25 protein-coding genes are annotated in these 22,819 nt (G+C 46.7%); 9 read left to right on the forward strand and 16 right to left on the reverse strand.

From position 1 onward, the window contains the following. Nucleotides 1–100: 100 nt before the first annotated feature. The 4 genes from soxA to OEY58_02640 all read left to right on the forward strand — a co-directional run bounded on the left by soxA (nt 101) and on the right by OEY58_02640 (nt 3,071). Nucleotides 101–934, forward strand: a complete 834-nt coding sequence (gene soxA, locus OEY58_02625) for a sulfur oxidation c-type cytochrome SoxA (protein MDH5324334.1) — start codon at nt 101–103, stop codon at nt 932–934. 101 nt (nt 935–1,035) lie between these two features. Further along, entirely contained in the window at nt 1,036–1,323 is a 288-nt protein-coding gene (locus OEY58_02630) for a helix-turn-helix domain-containing protein (GenBank protein ID MDH5324335.1), read from the forward strand. 22 nt (nt 1,324–1,345) lie between these two features. Further along, nucleotides 1,346–2,215, forward strand: coding sequence for an arsenite methyltransferase (locus OEY58_02635; protein ID MDH5324336.1), 870 nt, complete (start codon nt 1,346–1,348; stop codon nt 2,213–2,215). Nucleotides 2,216–2,336: 121 nt separating this feature from the next. Then, nucleotides 2,337–3,071, forward strand: coding sequence for a YkgJ family cysteine cluster protein (locus OEY58_02640; protein MDH5324337.1), 735 nt, complete (start codon nt 2,337–2,339; stop codon nt 3,069–3,071). 8 nt (nt 3,072–3,079) lie between these two features. On the opposite strand, the gene OEY58_02645 is transcribed toward OEY58_02640, so the two are convergent. The 5 genes from OEY58_02645 to OEY58_02665 all read right to left on the reverse strand — a co-directional run bounded on the left by OEY58_02645 (nt 3,080) and on the right by OEY58_02665 (nt 9,025). Continuing rightward, on the reverse strand, nt 3,080–3,253 hold the full coding sequence (locus tag OEY58_02645; GenBank protein MDH5324338.1) for a hypothetical protein: 174 nt from the start codon (nt 3,251–3,253) through the stop codon (nt 3,080–3,082). A gap of 92 nt (nt 3,254–3,345) precedes the next feature. Further along, nucleotides 3,346–5,169 carry an ATP-binding protein gene (locus OEY58_02650; GenBank protein ID MDH5324339.1) on the reverse strand — a complete coding sequence of 608 codons (1,824 nt, stop codon included), beginning with the start codon at nt 5,167–5,169 and terminating at the stop codon, nt 3,346–3,348. Nucleotides 5,170–5,206: 37 nt separating this feature from the next. Beyond that, the gene (locus OEY58_02655) at nt 5,207–6,058 is read right to left on the reverse strand and encodes a substrate-binding domain-containing protein (GenBank protein ID MDH5324340.1); all 852 of its coding nucleotides are present in this window, start codon (nt 6,056–6,058) and stop codon (nt 5,207–5,209) included. Between the two features lie 250 nt (nt 6,059–6,308). Next, nucleotides 6,309–8,324 (reverse strand): ATP-binding protein, encoded by a 2,016-nt coding sequence (locus OEY58_02660; GenBank protein ID MDH5324341.1) that lies wholly within the window; start codon nt 8,322–8,324, stop codon nt 6,309–6,311. Between the two features lie 2 nt (nt 8,325–8,326). Continuing rightward, nucleotides 8,327–9,025, reverse strand: coding sequence for a response regulator transcription factor (locus OEY58_02665; GenBank protein MDH5324342.1), 699 nt, complete (start codon nt 9,023–9,025; stop codon nt 8,327–8,329). A gap of 152 nt (nt 9,026–9,177) precedes the next feature. Between OEY58_02665 and OEY58_02670 the strand changes: the two genes are divergently transcribed. From OEY58_02670 to OEY58_02680, 3 genes are read left to right on the forward strand one after another with little or no spacing between them, the layout of a single operon-like run. Continuing rightward, nucleotides 9,178–9,714: a PspA/IM30 family protein gene (locus tag OEY58_02670; protein MDH5324343.1), complete on the forward strand. Its 537-nt coding sequence runs from the start codon at nt 9,178–9,180 to the stop codon at nt 9,712–9,714. Further along, nucleotides 9,711–10,301 carry a hypothetical protein gene (locus OEY58_02675; protein ID MDH5324344.1) on the forward strand — a complete coding sequence of 197 codons (591 nt, stop codon included), beginning with the start codon at nt 9,711–9,713 and terminating at the stop codon, nt 10,299–10,301. Before OEY58_02670 ends, OEY58_02675 begins: the two co-directional genes overlap by 4 nt. Nucleotides 10,302–10,321: 20 nt before the next feature. Continuing rightward, nucleotides 10,322–11,527 (forward strand): VWA domain-containing protein, encoded by a 1,206-nt coding sequence (locus OEY58_02680; GenBank protein ID MDH5324345.1) that lies wholly within the window; start codon nt 10,322–10,324, stop codon nt 11,525–11,527. A gap of 57 nt (nt 11,528–11,584) precedes the next feature. Here the strand turns inward: OEY58_02680 and OEY58_02685 are convergent, their stop codons facing one another. Then, a complete protein-coding gene (locus tag OEY58_02685; protein MDH5324346.1) occupies nt 11,585–12,382 on the reverse strand; it encodes an inositol monophosphatase family protein in 798 nt (265 codons plus the stop codon). A gap of 85 nt (nt 12,383–12,467) precedes the next feature. Between OEY58_02685 and OEY58_02690 the strand changes: the two genes are divergently transcribed. After that, nucleotides 12,468–12,815, forward strand: a complete 348-nt coding sequence (locus tag OEY58_02690) for a 5-carboxymethyl-2-hydroxymuconate isomerase (protein ID MDH5324347.1) — start codon at nt 12,468–12,470, stop codon at nt 12,813–12,815. A 56-nt stretch (nt 12,816–12,871) separates the two neighbouring features. Here the strand turns inward: OEY58_02690 and OEY58_02695 are convergent, their stop codons facing one another. The 4 genes from OEY58_02695 to OEY58_02710 all read right to left on the reverse strand — a co-directional run bounded on the left by OEY58_02695 (nt 12,872) and on the right by OEY58_02710 (nt 15,966). Then, entirely contained in the window at nt 12,872–13,750 is an 879-nt protein-coding gene (locus tag OEY58_02695) for a multicopper oxidase domain-containing protein (GenBank protein ID MDH5324348.1), read from the reverse strand. Nucleotides 13,751–13,923: 173 nt separating this feature from the next. Continuing rightward, nucleotides 13,924–14,280, reverse strand: coding sequence for a cytochrome c (locus OEY58_02700; GenBank protein ID MDH5324349.1), 357 nt, complete (start codon nt 14,278–14,280; stop codon nt 13,924–13,926). Next, nucleotides 14,280–14,954: a c-type cytochrome gene (locus OEY58_02705; protein MDH5324350.1), complete on the reverse strand. Its 675-nt coding sequence runs from the start codon at nt 14,952–14,954 to the stop codon at nt 14,280–14,282. Before OEY58_02705 ends, OEY58_02700 begins: the two co-directional genes overlap by 1 nt. Before the next feature lie 4 nt (nt 14,955–14,958). Then, nucleotides 14,959–15,966 carry a multicopper oxidase domain-containing protein gene (locus tag OEY58_02710; GenBank protein ID MDH5324351.1) on the reverse strand — a complete coding sequence of 336 codons (1,008 nt, stop codon included), beginning with the start codon at nt 15,964–15,966 and terminating at the stop codon, nt 14,959–14,961. Nucleotides 15,967–16,272: 306 nt separating this feature from the next. Here OEY58_02710 and OEY58_02715 point away from each other — a divergent pair, with 306 nt between their 5' ends. Then, a complete protein-coding gene (locus OEY58_02715; protein MDH5324352.1) occupies nt 16,273–17,130 on the forward strand; it encodes a LysR family transcriptional regulator in 858 nt (285 codons plus the stop codon). On the opposite strand, the gene OEY58_02720 is transcribed toward OEY58_02715, so the two are convergent. From OEY58_02720 to OEY58_02745, 6 genes are all read right to left on the reverse strand, one after another. Continuing rightward, nucleotides 17,125–17,985, reverse strand: a complete 861-nt coding sequence (locus OEY58_02720; protein ID MDH5324353.1) for a hypothetical protein — start codon at nt 17,983–17,985, stop codon at nt 17,125–17,127. The genes OEY58_02715 and OEY58_02720 overlap by 6 nt on opposite strands. A gap of 175 nt (nt 17,986–18,160) precedes the next feature. Beyond that, entirely contained in the window at nt 18,161–19,222 is a 1,062-nt protein-coding gene (locus tag OEY58_02725) for a class I SAM-dependent methyltransferase (GenBank protein MDH5324354.1), read from the reverse strand. A 279-nt stretch (nt 19,223–19,501) separates the two neighbouring features. Continuing rightward, nucleotides 19,502–20,254, reverse strand: coding sequence for a hypothetical protein (locus OEY58_02730; protein ID MDH5324355.1), 753 nt, complete (start codon nt 20,252–20,254; stop codon nt 19,502–19,504). Between the two features lie 14 nt (nt 20,255–20,268). Further along, nucleotides 20,269–21,132 (reverse strand): D-alanyl-D-alanine carboxypeptidase family protein, encoded by an 864-nt coding sequence (locus OEY58_02735; protein ID MDH5324356.1) that lies wholly within the window; start codon nt 21,130–21,132, stop codon nt 20,269–20,271. Between the two features lie 250 nt (nt 21,133–21,382). Next, on the reverse strand, nt 21,383–22,273 hold the full coding sequence (locus tag OEY58_02740; protein ID MDH5324357.1) for an inositol monophosphatase family protein: 891 nt from the start codon (nt 22,271–22,273) through the stop codon (nt 21,383–21,385). A gap of 31 nt (nt 22,274–22,304) precedes the next feature. Beyond that, the gene (locus tag OEY58_02745; protein MDH5324358.1) at nt 22,305–22,802 is read right to left on the reverse strand and encodes a guanine nucleotide-binding protein subunit gamma; all 498 of its coding nucleotides are present in this window, start codon (nt 22,800–22,802) and stop codon (nt 22,305–22,307) included. Nucleotides 22,803–22,819 lie beyond the last annotated feature (17 nt).

Consider the following 22,819-nt stretch of genomic DNA (forward strand, 5'->3'; position numbering starts at 1 on the left):
TATACTTGTTTGCTCAAATTGTCGAGCCGAAGGAACCACGGCTCTAGAATTCTAAGGACGATTGCTACGGGCCTAAATCATCTGGTTTTGGAGAACAACAATGAATTATTGGGGTAAGTTCACAATTGCTGTGGGGCTTTTCTTTTCAACTTCCTTATTGGCTGGACCAGAAGAGGACCGCAAGGCATTCCAACAATACTTCATTGACACCTTCCCCAGTGTGAGCATGGATGAATTCATTAATGGAATATACGCAATAAATCAAGAACTTAGAGAGCAATGGGAATCCATTGAAGAATTACCCCCCTATGAAATTGCAGTGGATGAAGGCGAAGCCCTGGTGACCCAGCCCTTCAAAAACGGTAAAAACATAGCCTCCTGCTTTAAAAACAGCGGGGTGGGTGTAGCCGCCAATTACCCCTATTTTGATGTCAGTCGCAACCAGGTTGTCACTCTTGCACTGGATATTAACGACTGCCTGACCCGAAATGACGAGCCCGAACTGGAATACAAACAGGGCCGTATGGCTTCCATCTTGGCCTACTTCGCCTCGGTGAGCCGAGGCCTGCCAATTGAATTGGAAAACCCCGCCAAGAACCCCGGCGCGTTGCAAGCGTACAAGAAAGGCAAACAGTTCTATTATGCCCGCCGCGGGCAGTTTAATATGTCCTGTGCCCATTGCCACATTGACCAAGCCGGTAAAAAATTGCGGGCAAATCTGTTAGGTCCAGGATTAGGCCAAATAACCCACTTCCCCGTATATCGTTCCAAATGGGGCAATGTGGGCACCTTGCATCGACGCATCATCGGTTGCATGCTTCAGATGCGCGCTGAGCCCTTTGCCGCGCAAAGTGAGGAATACCGCAATCTTGAGTATTTTATGACTTACATGAGTAACGGCTTGACCTGGAACGGCCCCGGCTCTCGATTCTAAGAAAATCACCGAACCCTTAAAACTTGACACTGCCCTCAACAGTCACTATATTTCGATATATGTCGAATTATCGAAATATAACCCAAAAACAGCTGGCCTGTATGTTCAAAGCTTTAAGTAACCCGAATAGGCTAACCTTATTCAACCGCTTGATGAACTGCTGCACACCCGGCACCAAATGCAGTCCCCAGGAACGCTTTTGTGTCAGTGATCTAGGCTCCGGCTTGGACATTGCGGCGTCCACCCTGTCACACCACGTTAAGGAACTACATCAGGCCGGCTTGATCAATATGGAACGACGTGGGAAGCATATAGACTGCTGGATAGACCCGGATCGATTGCAGCAACTATCCGCATTTTTCGTTCCGGAACCGGATTTGGAAAATTGACTATACCTCAGGAGAAAAGCAAATGAGCGAACCTTGTTGCTCTCAAGAAAGCCCAGCCGAGAGTGCTGATTCACACCGACAAACCGTACGAGATGCTTATGCACAAGTAGCGAAAGCCAGTGATGCAGGGCAAAGCTGCGGGATAGAATCCAGTTGCTGTGGCGTGTCCGACGACTCTGCCATTAACACCATCATTTCCACCCGCCTGGGTTATAGCGAACAAGATCTGGAAAATGTTCCCAGCGGCGCTGACATGGGCCTGGGCTGCGGGAATCCACGCGCCATCGCCTCGCTCAAACCCGGCGAAGTGGTGGTAGACCTTGGCTCGGGAGGTGGCTTTGACTGTTTTTTAGCGGCACACGAGGTTGGCCAATCCGGCCGCGTTATTGGCGTGGATATGACCCCGGATATGATCAGCAAAGCCCGCAGCAATGCAGCAAAAGGCAAATTCTCCAATGTGGAATTTCGTCTTGGAGAAATCGAAAACTTACCGGTCGCCAACGATAGCGTGGATGTTATTATTTCTAACTGCGTAATTAATTTGTCCCCTGACAAGAAACGTGTATTCAGCGAGGCCTTTCGCATATTAAAACCTGGAGGCCGTCTTGCCATATCGGATGTGGTAGCTACGGTAGAACTGCCTGAAAAAATGCGCAACGACCCCGCCTTGATCGCCGGCTGTATGGGGAATGCCTGTTTAATTGACGACTTACACCAAATGATCAAGAGTGCCGGTTTTGACGCCATTCAAATCCAACCCAAAGATGAATCCAAGGCATTTATTCAAGACTGGGCTCCTGAACACAATATTACCGATTATGTTGTTTCTGCAACCATTGAAGCCGTAAAGTCCGACCCCACATCTTGCTGCGCCCCGGGTTGTTGCTCTTAGAGGCAGCCTCGTGCAAACCGGTGATCTCCTCCCATGCGATCTGGGAGGAGATCAGCAGCTAGTCTCCCAATAAGCGGGATGGTATTATGTTACCGACTTAATTATTGACAGTTCGCGAAGTATGAAAACCATCCGTACCCGCATGCAAATACGACTGGGGGGGAAGCAAGAAGACATTTCACTGGACGTACCCAATAAACCCAGCAAATCCACGGTCACGCTGCCCCTGCTCCGCCATATTGTTCAAAAGGCGGAAATCACTGCAATCGAATCTGCCAGCCGTGACGGTAAAGAAATTACCTGTAGCAAAGGGTGCGCCGCCTGTTGTCGGCAACTTATTGCCATCCCACCTACCGAAGCTATGTACATTCAAAAACTGATTGGCCGTTTAAGTAAACCCCGGCAAAAAATCATCAGACAACGCTTTAAAGACACCAAAGAGAAAATTCACAGCAGTGGTTTATTGGAACACGTAATGCAATTGAGCGGCGACACCGATTTGGTCACCGTGGCATTAGACTATTTTCGATTACAGATTCCGTGCCCCTTTCTGGAACAAGAGTGTTGCAGTATATATGCAGAGCGTCCTCTTGCGTGCCGGGAATATTTGGTGGTTAACCCACCTGAGAGGTGTGCCAATCCTACCCGGGAAACTATCGACATGCTGTCGTTTCCAGTAAAAACATCACGACTGCTCACCGAATTGGACCGCTTATGGTACCAAGACAATAAACACAATGCCGTGCCATTGTCACTGCTACTATATTGGCTGGAATGTCATCCGGTTAAACCAGCCATCAAACACAGCAAGGACTGGTTTGGAGACGTACTTCATGCACTATCAAACAAAGACTGAGTTGTTCTCTATTTATCTTTGTGTACTCGGGCGGCCTCTTCCTGCACCTGAAAGTGCTCGGAGTTTTTACCCTCTTTAGCTTCCTGTTCGCTCAACATTTGCTGTCCTAAAGCTACCGCATCGTTTTCGGAACAAGCGACCAGCGCAAGAACGATTAAAGATAGAAATAATATATTTTTCACGACAATACCTGACTGACCATACTAAACTTGTTTAAATTTTAGGCTACAAACCGCAGTAATCAAGTCTTCATTCACAGACAATTAATGAGGAATTACCCATTTGCTGTTTTCCCTGACTCCACATAGCCTATCGGTTCGAAGTTAACCGGCAACCGTAAGCCAAAACAAGACCCTTCATCCACCTTGCTTTGCACCTGCATCTCTCCACCCAAGGCCTTGCAAAAACGCTGAGTTATGGTTAACCCCAAGCCGGTCCCTTCGTACTCTTTGGTACGGGTCATATCTACCTGCATAAACGGTTCAAATAGCGCATGAATATACTTTTCCGGAATACCAATACCGGTGTCTGTCACATCGATTTGGACCCACTCTTTATCGTTCGCGTTAAATCGTGACGCCGTAATCATAATCTCGCCTTTTTTTGTAAATTTGTTGGCGTTACTGAGTAAATTGAATAAAGCCTGCCTAACCTTGCGTTTGTCTGAATATAAATACCCCAGATTGTTATCAATGGATTTAACAATGGTATTTCCATTTTCTCTGGCCAGTATTTCTACGGACGCGACTACATCCCCTATCAACTCGCTCAAAGAAAAAGATTCCAAACTCAGCTGCAACCTACCCGCCTCAATCACGGACAAATCCAATATGTCGCTGATGATTTCCAATAAATGCTTTCCGGCTTTATATATTTTCTCGACGTCATTGACATAATTCGTCACCCCGTCAGCACTCATATCTTCTTTGAGTATCTCGCTATACCCGATGATAATATTCAACGGTGTACGCAACTCATGACTCATGTTGGCAATAAACCGACTTTTAGCCTGATTAGCTTCCAATGCGTTATCTCTGGCTAATTCCAAGGCCATCGTCCGCTCCTGCACCAGGTCCTCCAAATGATTGCTGTGCATTTGCAACATATGCTCTTTGTCTCTTAACGCCGCGATCATGTCGGAAAACTGGTTTTTCAATATTTCCACTTCGGTGCGTGCCGCCTTTTTGCGTATTTCCGGACGCATACCTTGGGCAATTTCTTTGGTCAGACTGGTCAGCTCGGCCAAGGGCCTGTCGAAGTTGTGGGAAATAAACCATCCAATCACCAATATCAGGAGAGCGCCTACACAGATGATTAACCACAAATTATCAACATGAGTTTTAAATTTATTCATTACCTCCGAAACATCCATTCCATACCAAATTCCGGCACTGGACAGGCTCTCCTGAGGCAGATCTATTTTAAAAAACTTATAGGAATGCCCTCCGATTTCCACCTCTCCTGTTTCTTTTTGAAACCGTTTATCTTCCAGGCCATTCAGAGAGCTGAAAACTATTTCTCCGTTGCTTTCAACAATCACCTCGCCCGACACACCAAACTTTTTCCGTAACTGCCATTGTTTTTTAAATATGCGAGTCAATACAATAGCGCCCTGCACTTCATCTTGGTAAAGGATAGGACTTACTGCCGCCAATTCTAGTCCTGCACTTCCTTCAAAAGCCGTAAAATAGGGCCCTTTCCGCCCCGAGTGCACAGCCTTAACCAAGTCTCTATGCTGCTCTCCTAAAATAATCTGACCATCTCTGCCCACAATCATTGCCCGATCCACAGGCAGCCAACCAAACAGGCTATCGTACAAATCACCAATATGCTCTCGACCGGAGTCAAAATTCATGATGACAAAAATATATTCCTGGATACGTTGTTCTTCGCTAACAATGGTAGAAGAGCGCTGTAGTTCGTTCCACTCAGAAACCAACACTTGATTGAATAGCTGCAGACTGCGCTCCAGGTGCTTTGACGATTCCGCTAAAATTACCTGCTCAGCACTTTTATAAGAATAAAACAATGTGGCCGCAAGTAGCACAGGCAGCGCACTAAGCAAGATTAACAGACGTGAACGGTAGGTTCTAAACATACAATCCCACTAAATGCCTAAATAGTTCCTGGTTCCGCTATTGTTCAGCCAAGGGTACCAGACTGTAACGCTTAGCGATGTCCTGTAAGGTGGGGCTGGTCTGCGTATATCTAATCATCCGCAGCACATCGTCTGATGGAGCCGAATTGGTTACCGCCGACAGTTGTCGGAAAAACGGGTATTGACGACTCTTCACATTGGCCGCGCTGGGCTCGTAACCGTTAATGCTCAAAGGTTTAACGCTATCCGAAGGTTTAAAACGCCACGCCGAACCAATATGGCCTATGGCACCGGAGAATCGATCCACTTTTTCCACCATGGCTGCTGCACTTTTAACGTTCAGGCGTTTTTGAACAAAATCGTCTTCGCCTGGAAGGATGAGCCGCCAGTGCCCCGGGCGGTTTTTACAATGCAAGCGAGTAACCACAATGATAGGCTTGTCTTCCCCACCCACCTGCTTCCAATTGGATATTTTTCCGTTGAATATATTCCGCAACTGTTCTTCAGACAGATTTTGAACCGGGTTATCTTTGTTTACGATGGCAAGAATAGGCTCAAGCGCGATGGGGTACACCTGTATACTTTTCTTTTTCATTTCTACATCGCTAAGAGGACAACAGGTAAAACCGAACGCTTCTTGCTCAGGAGTACTTTTTAGAGCCGTTTTAATTCCCGCATTACAGCCTACCCCCATCATCGAACCTTGACCGTATAGATTGAGTTTCCTCCCGGTCAGTTGCTCCAACTCACTTTCTAATTCATCAAACACAATCCAAGAAAAGTGTGCTCCGGCACCTGTGATAGCGTTCTTTGCTGACGATCCTTGTGCGGGAAAACAAATCAAGATAAACACAATAACTAAGAGGGTTTTTTTACCGAATAGCTTCATGACCGTCTCCGATTCTATCGTCGCCCATAAGGCCAACTTATTTTCATTATTTCAACAAGTTACAAGCCATCTTTGCTCGCCACCCAGAGCATGTTACATAATCGACACAATCCAATAAGAGCTTTAGACGATCTTCAGCTATTTAACATTTCGCTTTGAAAAGCGCGCGTCACTGAATTTTGACAGTTGCTATCCCGCCGTCTCTCGCATAAATACTACCACTACACCGTCACAACTTCGCCGGCCGCGCCTACAAAGGAAAATTCAATTGAAACTCCACACCGGGAGTCTGATTAACAGCATCTATTCTTGCCCCAATTGCCTGGGCCAATTCGGCTACCAAAGCCAAGCCAATGCCGGTTCCAAGGGTTTCACGTGTTAACTCGTTTTCCGATCGGTAGAATAGTTGAAATATTTTCCGCAGATGATTTTTCGCAATACCGGGGCCGTAATCCCGTACACACCAAAGCAAACGTTGATTCGATACGCGACAGGAGATATGGATTTTCTTGGTTGTCGATTTACGAGAAAACTTCAAAGCGTTATCCACCAGATTGATAATTATCTGAATAAAATAATCCGCATCCACCTCCAACGCTACTGGCGGCCCTGTCTCAATCTTGTCTTTGGATGGAAGCTCTGTTATGAGTTCAAACCCGGCTCGTTCCACCTGACTGGTAACTTTAGAACGAACCGTGTCCATTAACTGCTCCACCGTATAGCGTTGCATGTCCAGGTGAAATTCATTTCGAGTCAGTCGAGCCATCTGCAACACATTGTTAATCAACCGGGTTAAGCGCTCGCTTTCATCAAAGATATACGCGTAATACTGCTTGCTTTTCTCTGCATCCGCCCAACCGTTAATCAACATCTCTCCGTACATGCGTATGGAGGTAAGCGGGGTTTTTAACTCGTGACTGACCGCAGAAATGAAATCCTGCTGCTGCCGGGCCAGGTTAATCTGGCGCAAACCCAAACGATACATAGCGGTAAACCCAACACTCAATACTAAAAATAAAATCAAAGCCAGCCAATTCACAACAGTCGCACCGGCCCCTGCCGGAATATGTTTAGCGCTGAATACCAGATGGATACCGGAAAATGGCTCTGACAGCCTTCCTTCCAATAATAAAAAACCCTCAAGTTCCGCAGGAGCGTTCCAGGAATCGTCCGCGACTTGAGCACCCAAGACCGACAAGATATTTCCTGCAAATGCCACTGTGAGATCATTACCTCGACTTACGCCGGCTTCATAAAAAGCCGGTTTTATCACCGCATCAATCAAGGCATCCGGCTCAAACAACACTCCCTGGATCAATCTCTGACCGTTCTTCCAGACCTTTCTAAACAGTACAAAGTGACCACTGCTTAATACGCTAAAGTCCATTGCGTCTATTTCGCTTTCAAACATATTGATCGCCACCGATCCTGAACCTGAGCCATTGTCCAACAATCCCTGTTGAGTTTGCGGTAAAATGTTTTTTTCCTTGCGAAGACGTTTCGACACCGTTTCCAGCTTGGTGTTTTTCCTGTGCGCCTTTTTTGCCTTATCTTTTGGCTCATACTCTTTACTGAGTTTTAGTTCTTCCAGACGCCCCAGACTTTTTGTTAAGCGCTGTTGTCCGGTACTGGAACTGGCTTCGTTGAGTTGCTCAAAAGCCTGCTGTGATTTTTCCTGCAACATCACCACCTTCTGATCCACGGATGAGGTTTGCTCTGTGTCTGATGTAGTGTTAAGCGTGACCTCATCCATGCTTATTGTATTCTTCCTGGTCGACACCACTTGCCGTGTTGCAATCAGCTGATTCTGAGTTAAAACTTGGAGCAATTTGTCGCGCAAGTCGTTGCGAGCGCTAATCTCCGACACTTGCCCCAACGCCCTCCTGTCCGGAGGCAGCAACGGCGTGCTGAAACTACCGTTCTGATCTATCTGAAAATAACCTAAGGCAACTGAACCGTCGAGCGGATAAACCGACAATGGCGAACGCCGTAACACATTGGATTCGGCGGTTCCGGTAACATTCAAAAAACTATAGTCCGTAAATGGTCTCGCATTTTCCGCAGCAATGATTTCTTTAAAACGTGCATCAATTCGTTTGACTAAGCCTTCAGCCAGACCCCGTTCACGATGTACCGCTTCCCATTTTAACTGGCTGTAAGCATAAGCAATAAGCACCGCTGTCGGTACCGCCAAAGTAAGGAAAAAAAATGCCAGCGCCATGCGTAACCGCTTACGGTTCCAGCCGGTAAGTGGGTGTCGCTTCACTTTCAATCCTTTAATAAACGATATCCGGCCATACGCACGGTGACCAGATAACGCGGTTCAGCTGGTACAGACTCTATTTTTCGACGCAACTTAGCAATGTGGATATCAACAGTACGAGTCTCCAGGTTCAAATCTTTCGCATACCCCCATACCTTAGCCAATAACTCTTCTCTGGGAACGGGCCGCTCATCGTGGCGGGACAAGTATTCCAGAATATCCATTTCTCTACGAGTGAATGCAATCGTGTCCCGCCCTCTGTGGCCACTCAGGTTTCGCGTATCAATTTTAAGATCCCCTAATGTAAAGCCAGTCTCCGACTCCAAACCAACACGAGCCCTGCGCAGTACGGCTTGGATTCTTAGCACCAGTTGCGAAACACTAAACGGCTTGGCAACATAGTCATCTGCACCCAGTTGCAAACCCCGAATGATATCCTCATCATCCGCTTTCGCTGTCAGCATAATGATAGGCTGCTCCCGATCGCGCTCCCGTACCCGGTTACAAATTTCATAACCGTCCATGCCCGGCAACATAATATCCAACAATATGAGGTCATATAGACCTGAAATGGATTTGGATAAGCCCGTATTGCCATCCTCCGCGGTATCCACATCAAAGCCGTGATAAACCAGCAAGTCCACCAAACCCGTGCGTATGGCGGCCTCATCCTCCACAACTAAAATAGAAGGTTTTCTACTCATAATATTTGGAATCCTAGCAGTTTTTACTCACAGCGCCATGTAAAGTTTATGTAAACCTCAGAGGTATCTTTTTACAAAACAGCGCCTACCCCGCCCCACCTTCGGACTCTACACTCAAAACATGACTTTCGCTAATCACACAGGAAACTATCATGGCTCTTATACAACGTCTCACGCGTCTGTTTAAAGCGGACTTTCATGCGGTCCTGGACAACGTTGAGGAACCCCTCTCCTTGCTCAAACAATCCATACGAGAAATGGAAGATGACCTGCACCGTAATCAGTTTAGCTTAAAACAACAGCAGCAAGCGCTACAGCATAATCACTCCAGGCAAGAAGACACCAAAACCATTTTACAAGGCATTGAAACCGACCTTAACACCTGTTTTGAGTCCGGCAATGAAGCACTGGCCCGCAGTACCGTTAAGCGAAAACTCGCCACGCAACGCCTGGAGCAATCTCTGAAGCGTCAACAACAATCCTTGCAAGAAGAGATCGATCACTTGTCACATCGAACCCGCGAAAATCAGGCACGTTTGGAATCGATGCGGCAAAAACTGGAAGTCTTTTCCGATCAAGAAATTCACCCCTATCAAGATCAACCCAAACACTTCAACAGTGCAAGCATAAGTGAGGACGAAGTGGAAATCGCCTTACTGCAGGAAAAGCAAAAGAGGTCTCACTCATGAATAAACCGAGTTTTTTTGAAGGTGTGACCGTAGCCTTTCTGGGCGCCATAGGGAGCAGTGCGGCAATGTTGGTTTTCGTACAATTAGGGACAAGCCCAACCCTGTTTATACTACTGCTCAGCACTGCAGCCTTCGCTTACATAGCCTATCTACTAGTACGCAGCGGGGAAAAAACCGGGCGTGTCACCGTTGCCGCCATCTTTATCGGTCTTTGTTGCCTCAGCTGGCTATGGACGCCCTCAGTGCCTGTGTACGCCATGATCGTGTTAACCCTTATCTGGCTAATTCGCTCGCTGTATTACTACAGTAGTGTGCTGGCCGCGTTAGCAGACATGGGGCTCACCGGCATGAGTCTGGTGGTCGGCTTATGGGCCTGGTTCAACACTGAAAGTGTATTTTTAGCCAGCTGGAGCTTTCTATTAACCCAGGCCTTGTTCGTATTCATACCCAGCAGAATCCCCAACAGAGCTTACAAGAACCGGGCACATGCAGCCTCACCAAGCTCAGAGCACACAACAGTGCCTGATCCTTTTGAACACGCCTATCGCTGTGCGGAGACCGCTCTGCGCAAATTGGCAAATCACTAACAACTTGAAACGAGGACACTATGATGAAAAAACTTTTTATTGGAATCGGGCTATTTGCGGCCACGGTCGGGGTGATAATCGCCTACCCAATGTTACACAAGCCTGCTCAAGCGAAATCGGTGACAAACGTTGCTGCACCACAACCCGTTCTGACTGCCAAACCGAAAACCGACAAACAATCTCTGATCCAATTGGCGATTCTTTTGGATACCAGCAGCAGCATGGATGGGCTGATTAATCAGACGCGCGAGCAAATCTGGCAAGTAGTCAACCAGTTCGCCAAATCCAAAAAAGATGGGATAACCCCCGTACTGCAAGTCGCCGTCTATGAGTACGGTAATAATGCCTTGGATCCAAAAACCGGTTACATTCGTCAGGTTACCGGCTTGACCACCGAACTGGATGCAGTTTCCGCGGCCCTATTTTCGCTCACCACCAACGGCGGCGAAGAATACTGCGGCTATGTCATCCGTGAAGCAGGTCGTGATTTGGAATGGAGCACCTCCGAAGACGCGATAAAACTTATATTCATTGCCGGAAACGAACCCTTTAATCAGGGTCCGGTCGCCTTTGAAGCAGCCATACAAGAGGCAAAACAAAAGGGTATAACCGTAAACACAATTCACGCGGGTGAACTCAGCGTAGGCAATAATAGCGGTTGGCGTAACGGCGCGCTGTTGGCCGGCGGCGAGTTTATGAACATAAACCACAACCACGTCGTTGCTCACATCGACGCACCGCAAGATCAACAATTGCTCACGCTCAACCAAAAGCTGAATCAAACCTATATACCCTACGGCACTGTCGGTGCGGAAAAAGCAAAACGCCAAACTCTCATGGACGAAAAAAATCGGAAGGTATCTCAAGGCTTGATGTCAAAACGAGTGATATCCAAGGCTTCGAAACTGTACCGAAACGAATCTTGGGATTTAGTCGATGCCGCAGAACAGGGCGCTGTTGACTTGGACAAACTGAGTAACAAACAGCTGCCCAAAACAATGGAAAAAATGAGCAAGGCAGAGCAAAAAGCCTATATTGCCAAAAAATCCAAGGAACGCAAACAAATCCAAGAGGAAATTGGTCGATTAAGTTTACAACGGGAAGTCTACGTAAAAGAGCAACAACGCAAAGCCGAGAAAAAAGATACTAAAACCATGGATCAGGCCTTGACCTCTGCCGTATTAAAACAAGGAAAAGCCAAAGGTTACGTTTTTGAATCCAACTAGCAAAAGGTATAAACCCCATCAAAGGGGCCGTCGGCCCCTTTGATTTTCAGTTCTGCACTATATGTCAGACAAAAAAGAAAACCACTGGTTGTAAATGAAGGGATTGATCCCTATCACAGCAGATCGCGGCTGCAAAGTCGCATCAAACACCGGCTCACCGCCGAGAGTGGAACTTACCCCTCCTGCTTCTTCGAGGATCAAATGGCCTGCGGCATAATCCCAAAGTTTTTGTTTCCCATGCAAATATACATCGCCTCTGCCTGCAGCCAGCCAGCACCAATCCAAGGCAACAGACCCAAAACTGCGTTGAGACTTATAAGGAGGATTCGCCACGAGTTTCATTGCTAAGGCTTCCGGTAATCGTTTGAAATCCACAAGTGCTACCGTGAGTTTCTGCACTTGTTGGGCATCATTGAGATCCAGTCTTTGCTGATTGAGCCAGGCGCCTTGTCCCGAAACGGCAGAAAAACATTCATCGCGAGCAGGATCATAAACCAAGCCTAAACGAATAGTCCGCTCCTGTATTAACGCGACTGAGACACTATAAAACGGAATTCCCAGACTAAAATTACTGGTTCCATCCAATGGATCCACCACCCATAATCCGGAAGCGGCTTCATTGAGTAAAGCCTGCTGTTGCTTTGGCTCCATCTCTTCACCCAGAAAAGAAAATCCCGGCCAGCGTTGTTGCAAGTGCTGTTGCAAAGCAGACTGCATAGCCAAATCCGCTTCGGTGACAATACTGCCATCCGCCTTCGTGTGCTGCGTCATTCGTTCGAACCGTGGCACTAATTCCCGTTGTGCAACAGTACGAACCAGTGCAATGAGTTCGAGAATATCCGGTAAATTTGTCATGGTAAATTTCCCCACAATAATTGCTTGCTGGCATAAATCAGCTTAAATTACAGGATTTAGTCATCACTGAAAAGGAAAAATGAATATGCCACACATCATTGTGGAATATGCGGAAAATGCGCTAGATCCATCACAAGAAAAATCCGTCTTGAAAACTATCCATACCTGCGTGGCCCAAAGCGGTTTGTTCGAAACCAGCCACATAAAAACACGAGCTTATTGTTTCAGAGCATTCACCCACGCCGGAGGCACAAAACCCTATATTCACGTTCAGGCACGGATAAAATCGGGACGTAATTCGGAAAACAAAAAGCGCCTTAGCAATGCTATTATAGCCGCCCTACAACCCATGGGCTTGCCCGTAGCAGTCATCACGGTTGAAATCGTCGACATGGACCGGGAATCCTACGGCAAATTCCTCAATCCAGCATAACGCAGCTGGCAAAGAAAATTGTACCGGTGGAGCGTGAACCCCACCGGCGGTTCTCACTACCGAATAATTAGATTGTCGCCTTTCCCTGCTTTAGGGTCAGCATCAGGCTTATTCATCAACACCGTTATGGCTCCGCGCAATGCGGCTTTCATGGCGTGATCTACGATGGCGTTATTCGTGGCTTTATCTTTAGGGGATACAATATCAAAGATACCGGCTTCGGACACTGCAACATTATAAGTCGCCATATCTTTTAACACGTTATCGGGATTCCCGTTAATATACACACGATCCCATATTCCGGCGATAGGGTGCAAGGCAACTGGTTCATTGATGTTGGCATTTACGAAATATATTCGTACGCGCTCACCGGGCTTAGCCTGCAGTACTTTGGAGGCATCCGGGTCATGTACGGGATCGTAGTGAAACATCTTTCCATTTATCAATGATCCCGCCGAACCTTCATTATTTATCATTGCTTTATAATTTTCGGCATCCGGAAAATATTGCCCTTGAACCAACACATACTCTCTATCCGGCTTAGGGAATTTCTTTGTGTAGCCTTTTTTAGGGTCGACAATAATCAAACCGTACATACCGCGCGCAATATGTTGTGCCATTACACTTGCTCCGCAATGGTACATCCAGACCCCGGCACGATTAGCCTTGAATTTGAACACTTTAGTCTCACCGGGCTTTACCGGCGCAAACTCATCCAGCACATCCACTTCTGCCGCGTGAAAATCCATGGAATGGGACTCCTTATTGGTCTTGGGATTGACCAATTCAAATTCCACGATATCACCCTGGCGCACACGAACGAGCTTTCCAGGAATTGCGCCATCAAAAGTCCACGCCGGATACTTGGTTCCCTTGTTGTCGATCTCCACAGTGGTCTCTTTTGCGATCATTTTCACTTTTACAGTTTTTGCCATTAAAGCAGGAGCCCCTAAAATACATACCAACAGGGTAAAAATTATTCCTCCCGATTTTATTTTCCTCAATAGGATATTCATAGCTATCACTCCAGTTAATTACCATACCATTCCCTTTTCCAGGGACCCAAAGACCTACCCACTTTTATTCAAAAAAACCTGCACCACAGGCGCTACTTGCACTTGCAAAGCATTCTTAGATACACCACCAACTCCTGTATCTCCTCGTCAGTCAAAACACCTTCCCATGGAGGCATCAAAACGGATTTCCCAACAGATTGACCACCTTCCTTTATAACCTTAAACAATTCTTCATCTGACCTGGCTGACATTTGCTTGGCGTCTGTGTGGTCCCTGGGTTGTACGGACATATCCGCTATATTGACCCCCATCCCGTTACCCTGCATACCGTGACATTGCCAGCAGTAGGTTTTGTAAAGCGCTTGTGGCGACTCGGTATTTTCCCTCGCATGCAATGGCCCCAAAAACAAAATCAGCATCCAGAAAACAATACACATTATCCTTTTCATTATTTTTGCTCCTTTGACAAGGCGCTAAAGTAGTGCACAAACTTTTGGATATCCCGGTCTTTTAATTTAAGAGCCGGCATAAAATTCAACGGTGACCATGCTTGTGGATTTAGCAAGAAACTCACTATGTAATCTTCCTGCAAACGCTGTGCTGCGGTATACATTTCCGGCCCACTGACCCCACCGTAACCAGGTTCTATCTGGTGACAAGCGGAACAACCTCTGATTTTCACAAACAGCAAATCACCCATACTCGCAGAGATCGAACCCTGTTTGTAGGCGCCGGATTTGAACAGTTTTTGTTGCCTTTTGTATTTCATCAATGACTCCGTAACCGCTTTGGCCTCCCCAGCGGATAGTGCCATATGCTTTAGTAATCTACTCGCATCGACTTCGTCTTTCTCAGCACCAGGGGCAATGTTGTTGCCATAGAACATTCCAGATGGACGAATACGCGTAGGATTTGTCAACCACTGCCTCATCCAGGCACTCTTGTATTTAAGTCCTGCCGAGGATAAGTTGGGCCCTTTTAACTTCCAGAGTTCCTGCAAGCTTCTCGGCCCGTCACTATGCGTTGCATGACACTCAATACATTTTTCTTTAAGAATCGCGTCCCCATCGGCGACAACCGGAAGTGAAAGGATCAAACCACATACAAATAGCAGTTTATTCATATACCTAATTCCTCCTACGTCGCAGACTTTCGGTTTTACCTTTAAACTCATCATGATCAAACATCCCATAACCCTTTTTTAGGGACTGGCTGTAGAAAAAGTTGGGATCATAGACTTTGTCCTTCCAGACATACCAATCTTCCATTTCTATGCCTTCATACTCCATAACGGTAATGGGTCCTCCGGGGAACTTCCCACCTGCGGTGACGTGGGTGTCCACGTGATCGTGAAATATAAAACGACCGGGGTTGTTCGCTTTTATAATCACGTCATAGCGTTCTCCCGGCCCCACCAAAATTGTGTCGGCATAATAGGGATTGTCCAACGGCAAGCCATCCTTGTGAGTGACCAGCATATCGTGACCATGACTATGCATGGCATGTATCGCTCCACCGGCACCATAAAAGCGGACTCTGACCACATCTCCTTTTTTTACCCGTAATGGCTGGCTCAACGGAAAAGATTTACCGTTGACGGAGAAAAAATCCGCTAAGTCTTTGGGGGTTCCACCAATTCCGTACTTATCCGCCGATGCAGATTCCCAGGTACTCAACATCATGATGGCATCAACAGTTACTTTCTTTTCCAGACTACCGGGTTTCTTCGGGTCAACAATGAGTGGCCCCCACATACCGCGTATCCCCACATGCTCATTAACATTTACATGACAGTGATACCACAGGCTACCCACACGATCCGCCTTAAACTTGTAGGTATAACTTTCTCCAGCTTCTATTTGTTTCTGGGTAACATCCGGCACACCATCGCTGCGCCAACTGTTTTTCTGATGAATTCCGTGCCAATGAATCGTATGGGGTAGTGATGAATTATTGGTCACATTTACGGTGACTTGATCGCCTTGACGCACATGGATCAGCGGTCCCGGAACTTGACCATTGAATCCAAATACCTTGTAGTCCAAATTGGGGGCCACTTTAATGGTGACCTCATCAATAGTCATGTCAAACACATGACTCGCGGCATAGACCCCATTCGCCGCCCATAACACCATCACCAAAATTATCCAGCCGATCATTTTCCCTGTAGTGATTTGCAAACCAACATTAGCGGTCATGCCATTCTCCTGAAAATTCCATAAGGTGTATTTTATTTACATGTTATAAATGCTAGTATCTCCTACAAATTTGTTCAAACAATATTTTGTGCAGTTACCTATCGATAATTTCGATGGCTATTGAAATTGAAAGCATTCAGAAAACATAAGTAAAAGAAGCCTAGATCAAATTCTTGATAAATAGGGACTTGCCGTAAAAAGCTACAAAACTTTTACAATTGACCGAAAACCGATAAACAGAACATGGATATAAATCAAGCAAAGACCTTTCTGGCTATCACAGCCACCGGTAGCTTCGCCGAGGCAGCCAAACAACTGTGCTTAACTCAATCCACCATCAGTGCACGTATCAAACGCCTGGAAGAGGAATTGGGAGTGTATTTGTTTTTTCGTAACCGAAGTGGCGCCATTCTTACTCCTGCCGGGAATCAGTTCGTGCCTTACGCGAAACGCCTGGCATTGACCGCAGATCAGGCTCGAGACATGATAGGACTGCACGACCGCTACCATGCAATAGTTCGCATTGGTGCTCGTATCGCCCTCTGGGAAGGCATTCTTCCTATGTGGGTGGGTTGGTTACGGCAAAAAACCGATAAAATCGTCATACACAGCGTAATCGGATTTGAAGAAGACCTCATGCAACACTTGATCGAAGGCACATTGGATATCGGTCTTATGTACACACCGCGACACAGCCCCGGAGTTATCGTTGAACACGTATTTGATGAAAAGCTTGTGTTTGTCACCACACATGAAGGTGAAGAAAAACCGGGAGATGACTATGTATACGTCCAATGGGGACATGAATTTCATACCCAACATGCACAAACCTTCCCGGACCTGGAACAACCGGGGCAAATTGTAAATATTGGCTGGCTTGCCATTCAGTTAGTACTGAACAACGGAGGCAGCTGTTACCTGCCTTCCCGTTTGGCCGAACCTTATATCCAATCTGGAAAACTGTACGCGCCCCCCAGTACGCCGGAATATTTACAACCCGCCTATTTGGTCTATTCCCGTGAAAGCGAGTCCCCTGTTTTGGAGCAATGCCTTACTGGCTTGAGACATCAATTACAACACTATACCGGCAAAACGTCATAGTTCCTGAGCACCGGAAGACAACTGCCCCAGCAAACTTTTCATATCCGCTTCCAGACTTTGCGCCATATCCTGCCATTGCTCGCGTACCCTATCGGATACCCGAGTTTCCAAATCCAACAATCGCTGCATAGCAGTAGCAACATTACGATTAACTTGGGATATGGATCTTATATTGGGCTGAATATTCTCAAGATCCTGTTTCAACTGACTGACCACTTGTTGCAGAACCCGGCGATCTTGCTCCGACATCCCATCTTGTTCCAATGCTTTCTGAATGGACCTGAGTAATTCCTGTAGATTATTGCGCAACTCTTCAGCGAATCTTTCTAAATCATTATCAGCCTGCGGATCCCACTGCTCAGCACGTTGCTCCAACTCCTCTGCCATTCGTTCGATCTCTGCACCGAATTCTTTTGCCGCTGATTCCAGTTGCTTGGATAACTCCTTACCTACTTCACCCAGTTTACCGAACAACCCGGCAATCGCACCGCCCTGCACTTCGTCGGCAGTGCGACTGTAATCGACGATCCATTGCTTGTTGCGTCGCACCAAATGCGTAGTAAAGTGCCGTTCCTCGGATTGTGCGCCCGGTTTACGCAATGTGGTTTCTACGCTGGCATTATCACCTTCCATAACTACCCGCCCCCAGCTGGGCTCGAACCCGACCCAATCTTTAGAAAAGCGGTCGTACTGCTTGGTTTCTATCAGCGTTGAATACTCGACAACATCCTCAGCGTCATTCTGTAGCACGGACTCCCAAAACGCCCGGGTAACCTCTTGGGGAGTTTTGGGACCAAAACAAGCGGAAAAAAATAGAACCGCAAAATACATTAGAATTCGATTTTTTCTAAACATAGCCTAACTTCTTCCCGGTATTGTCAACCATATTATAGACACTGTGCATCAAGTTTATCGGCGTCATTATTGTAAAACCCATATTGGATTTATACCACAAAAAAGCCGCGTGCACTTTACTGTCGCGGCTTCTCACAAAACTCAGAATCTCTTTGAACAGACTATAACTCGAGGACTATTTGTTATCCCTCTCCACAGCGGTGGCATAATAGATAAGACAGCTCCCCTGACCTACAACCCCGGACAATACGTATTCCACTGCCGCGACAGGTAACAAACCACCTGCCAACAACAACTGCGGTAACAAAAGGCCGCCACCACTACCGTCCGGTTTAAGATTGCCATACAAAGAATTAGCTTGTGCAGGAAACATCCGGTTCAAAGCACTTTGCAGGAAACCAAAAAAACTCTGATCAATGGTGAAGGTATCCTTCTTTCTTATTTGAAAACCTTCTTTAGACAACAACGTTCCCAATGACTGGGCAGTAAAATGGTAAAGATGGCGTGGCAAATCCAAATGCCACCAATGCTGTTTAAACAGGCGGGCCTGAAATCCTCCAAAATTGGGCACCCCGATCAATAACAAACCATTAGGTTTGAGTAGTCTTCGAGCCATTCGCACCGTTTCATGAGGCGAACCTAGGTGCTCCAACACATGCCAAATCACAATGGCATCAAAAGAATCTGCAACCAGCTCCTTATGACTTATATCTCCATAAAGAATTTTAACGTTGTCTTTGTCTTTATGTTCGGGAAAGTCCTCACGCTCCAATCCAGTGCAGTCACAACCCAATTGAGCCAAGGCGCTAAGTAAACTGGCCCGACCACAACCGATATCCAACACTTTCGGCGGTCTGCTTGCGTCACCACCCCGAGGATTTCGCCTTAAAAAACTCAGGATTCGTTTGGCCAAACGTTCATGGGTAAACCGAGTCCACCGCTCCACCGGGCCGGTAAATTTTTGATCCGCGCTACCGTAGTATTGAACACTGTAATAAGGACCCAGCTCTTGCTCACTCAGCAAGGGATGAACGGAAACCAAAGCACATTGATCACAGCGCACCAGTGTGAACTTTTCCTTGATATCGTCAAATCCCGGAGCGTCAAACAGCTTGGTAAATTGTTTACCCTGACAGCTGTCACAACACCATTGGCCATTATCCGTACTTGCCGGCGAAGATTTAACAACGGAAACATTATCAGAATTGGAATGTGTTGCGGCACGGTCTGGTTGCAATGTTTTCAGTCTCCACAGTGGATAGATTTTCAGTGTTTTCCCAATCTTGCACTCTTGCAATTACCATACCCCAAAAACACTGGCGATCTTAGGAAACAGCCGGAATATTCGTATAACTATCAAGCAGATATAGAAACCAATAGTGCGGAGGAAGTCTAAAAATAGTAGCACATCGTAACAATATAACTACGGCGGATGGTGGGGACTGCAAACATCAGCAACCGGCGCCAGGCCCAGGCTTGTAAGGGATGCAACCGGGAATAGCGTTAAAAAACACTATCAAAAGTTATAATCGCCGCAATCGCCCACGCGCGGACCCGCTACAACCGGCATTTCCCAAGGAAAAGTCATGGTTATGGATTTAGCCTTGAGATCAAGAAAATAAAACCAGGCCTGGCCCATTTGAAAATAATATTTATTGGCTTGGATCTTCAAGGTCGCATTTTTGCCTTCATATTTGACCTGGATGGCCCCCTCTTCGGCCTGCCATTCGCCCACTTTGTTGTCGCCGTCCAGACTATTAAGAACTATATGACCATTCTCCTGGAACTCTACGCTAGTAGGGGGGAAACTATTAACGGTTGGCCACCATTGGCGATCACGCATCACCGCCGTTACCGCTTCTTTGGTCCAAGCTTGAGTTACAGCCAGCCTCCATTTACCGTAGTAATCACTTTGTTTAAACCCAAATTCTTTGGAGTTATCCAGCCTGGCCAAAGTAGCCTTTGGATCCAACTCAACCGCCTGTGAAATCAAATGCAGCAATCGAAAATTCCAATTCCCTTCCAGCGCGCAATCATCCACCTCAACATCCTTGCTCTTCGCATACAAGGCCATGGCTTTGTCCAGCAACGCATTTGCGGCCTTAGCATCGTCTGCTTTTACGTCACTTGCTTTGGATGCATCGGCTAAAAGAGTCGGCCCCGATTGGGCGACACAACCAAATAACAACAGAGTAAAACCCAAAATCAGTTGACTTACCCGACTAAAGGGACCGTCTGTCAACCGAGCCGACCGACGCGATGAGCGCATTGTATATTCCTTGTTCAGGGATTCCAGGATTCTAACTTGTCGTTGAACAAGTCTTGAATAATACACGCATGCGGTACTTCTTCGGAAAACAAACCTGTTGTGGAAGCATTGCATATATCAAGCTTCAATTCGGCCAGTTCTACCGGTGACAATACGCAGGCATCATCAGTATAGTGCGAATCGAGGTCAAAAACAGAAGGTAGTTTAATATTCTGCTGTGCAGTAAAGGTTTTACCTGCGACGCCTTTGGCAAATTCTACATGAACATGGGATCCTTCCGGAAACACCACTGTGGCACCGAGTGCTTTACTGATACTGACGATCTTATTGTTATCACCCGCGATATCCACCGCATAACCGGTAGAGTGCTTGCTGGTACCCGGCTTGGCTACGGGAGCCACGGCCAGCAACCAAATTTTTTGTTTCTTTTTATCCATGCCCTTCAAAATACCGGCTTTATCAATTATTTTTTTAAAGTCCTTTTTAGCCTGTTTTACAATTTTCCAGCGCTTAATGATAGCGGATTTGTCCGATTGATCTTTCGGCTGCCCCATGACCCGACTACTGATATACCCCTCAGCTGGATTGGGCTTGTTACCTAAAAGCGAGGATCGAATGGAATCAATGTTCTTTTTGTATTTCGCATCAATATCCAATTCTTTCGCTTTATCCAAATGGCGTAAAAGATATTCCCAATGGAAATTAGCTTTCCAGTATTGCTTGCTATCGTCAACCCATCCACCGATAACCAGACTTTCTTTTGGAAAGTAAGGCATTATGCTATCAATTACTGTCTTTGTAATATCATTCTCTTCGACAGATTTTCTGACAAAACCAGCTCTACTATGGACATTGAGTTTAGTTGCACTTGTGCTCATTATTATTCACTCTTGGTGATCGCGATCTAACCTGTAATTTGAAACAATAAGCAAACCGCAATTGCAAGAATACCCGACCCGCGCACCACTGGCGCAAGGTCACTTAAATTCCCAGACAATTCACGAAGTCCTTAAAGCATCCACACAAAAATATACCACAAGGCCAACCGAGCAAAAATGTGAATATTCACGCCCCAGCAAAATCGCATAACACATTAATTATTAAACGTTTTTAGAGCGTGCAATTTGGCTATGATTGCGTATACAACTCACCAACTTCAGCGGCCAGTGAAACATCCGTGGCAAACAATACCCCACGGTGGCTCAGAAAAGTCGAGTCCGCACGATTCAACGCCAACGGCTGCCCAAAAAAATCACTGGCTACATGCCCTGCTTCAGAAAACAACGCTGCTACGGCTGCAAAATCCCATAGGCTGCCACCGGCTTCTACACCGGGCTTCGGAAACATAAAATAAACAGCCGGGGGATTCTCCAATACACGACAGGCATTCAACACGGCACCATGCTCTTCCATAACCCGGATTCCAGCACAGCCGTATCGGTTCGCAACAGACACCAAGGCCTCGTATATGCGCGGATAGTCAGGCCGTTTAACAAAGCCACGATTACACACCAGTGCCAAGGGCTTTGCTGTCAACGATTGTGGCTCTGGCGTGGCGAAAGGCTCACCATTGCGAAAAACACCCTGCCCTTGCACTGCCGAATACAAGGTACGCGTCACCGGATCATAAACCACACCAATCAGTGGCGCACCGGACCTGGAAACCAACGCAATAGACACGGAATAGCCGGGGATGGACTCAATAAAAGACAACGTACCGTCCAAGGGATCTGCACACCAGAAATACTCTTTCTCTAAACGCGCCTTATCGTCCTCAGTTTCTTCGGTTAATAAGGCTAAGTCATATTGCTCACACGTAGGTTGGAGCATTTCAACAATGGCCTTTTCACTGCGCAAATCCACCTCGGTCACCACCTGCGAGGCCAAGGTGTCGCCACTTTCCTTATGCTGTACCGAAACAGCCTTATCGGCAAAGCTTGCAATGATTGCTCCGGCTTCCTTGGCCGCAGCTATCGCTTTGTCAGAAAGATAGTCAAGATCATCAGGGGTAAGCTGCATAGTTTTCATCTACCAACGATTGAATCAATTCCTATAATTCTGAGCGATTGTGCGGTATATCCCATTCCTTTACCGCAGCCTCATAATCACCTTCGGCTCCAATAAAATCCCAAAAGGTTTTAAAATCCTGTTTGGCACTCTCCAAACTGAACTTTAGTGTGCGGCTTTTGTTATACAAGAACAGCTTTATATTGGCTTCCACCGTCTCGATATAGTCCAGTGCGACTTCCATAGTGGATTGCGATGGCACACCGCCCAATAAAATACCTTCTCGATAGGCCTTCATGATACCGAAACCCGTTCGGCGCGCGTAACTCTCGGCCACTTTTTGCTTGTCACGGCTCAAATGCACATAAACGGCATTGTCGCCATAGACCTCATCCAGTCGACCAAGAATCCAGCACAGCCGGTTATCCGATTCGATGTGGTTTTGCGGATAGCACAGCCGATCCTCTCCAATCAGCGGCAAGCGGGTTTCATGGCCGCTGCTGTAGTTAGCAATGTGCTCACAAGCCTTACTAAATGTCATAGACCCACAGCGGCCGG

The organism is Gammaproteobacteria bacterium (genome assembly GCA_029882975.1).
Taxonomy (GTDB): Bacteria; Pseudomonadota; Gammaproteobacteria; order SZUA-152; family SZUA-152; genus JAJDNG01.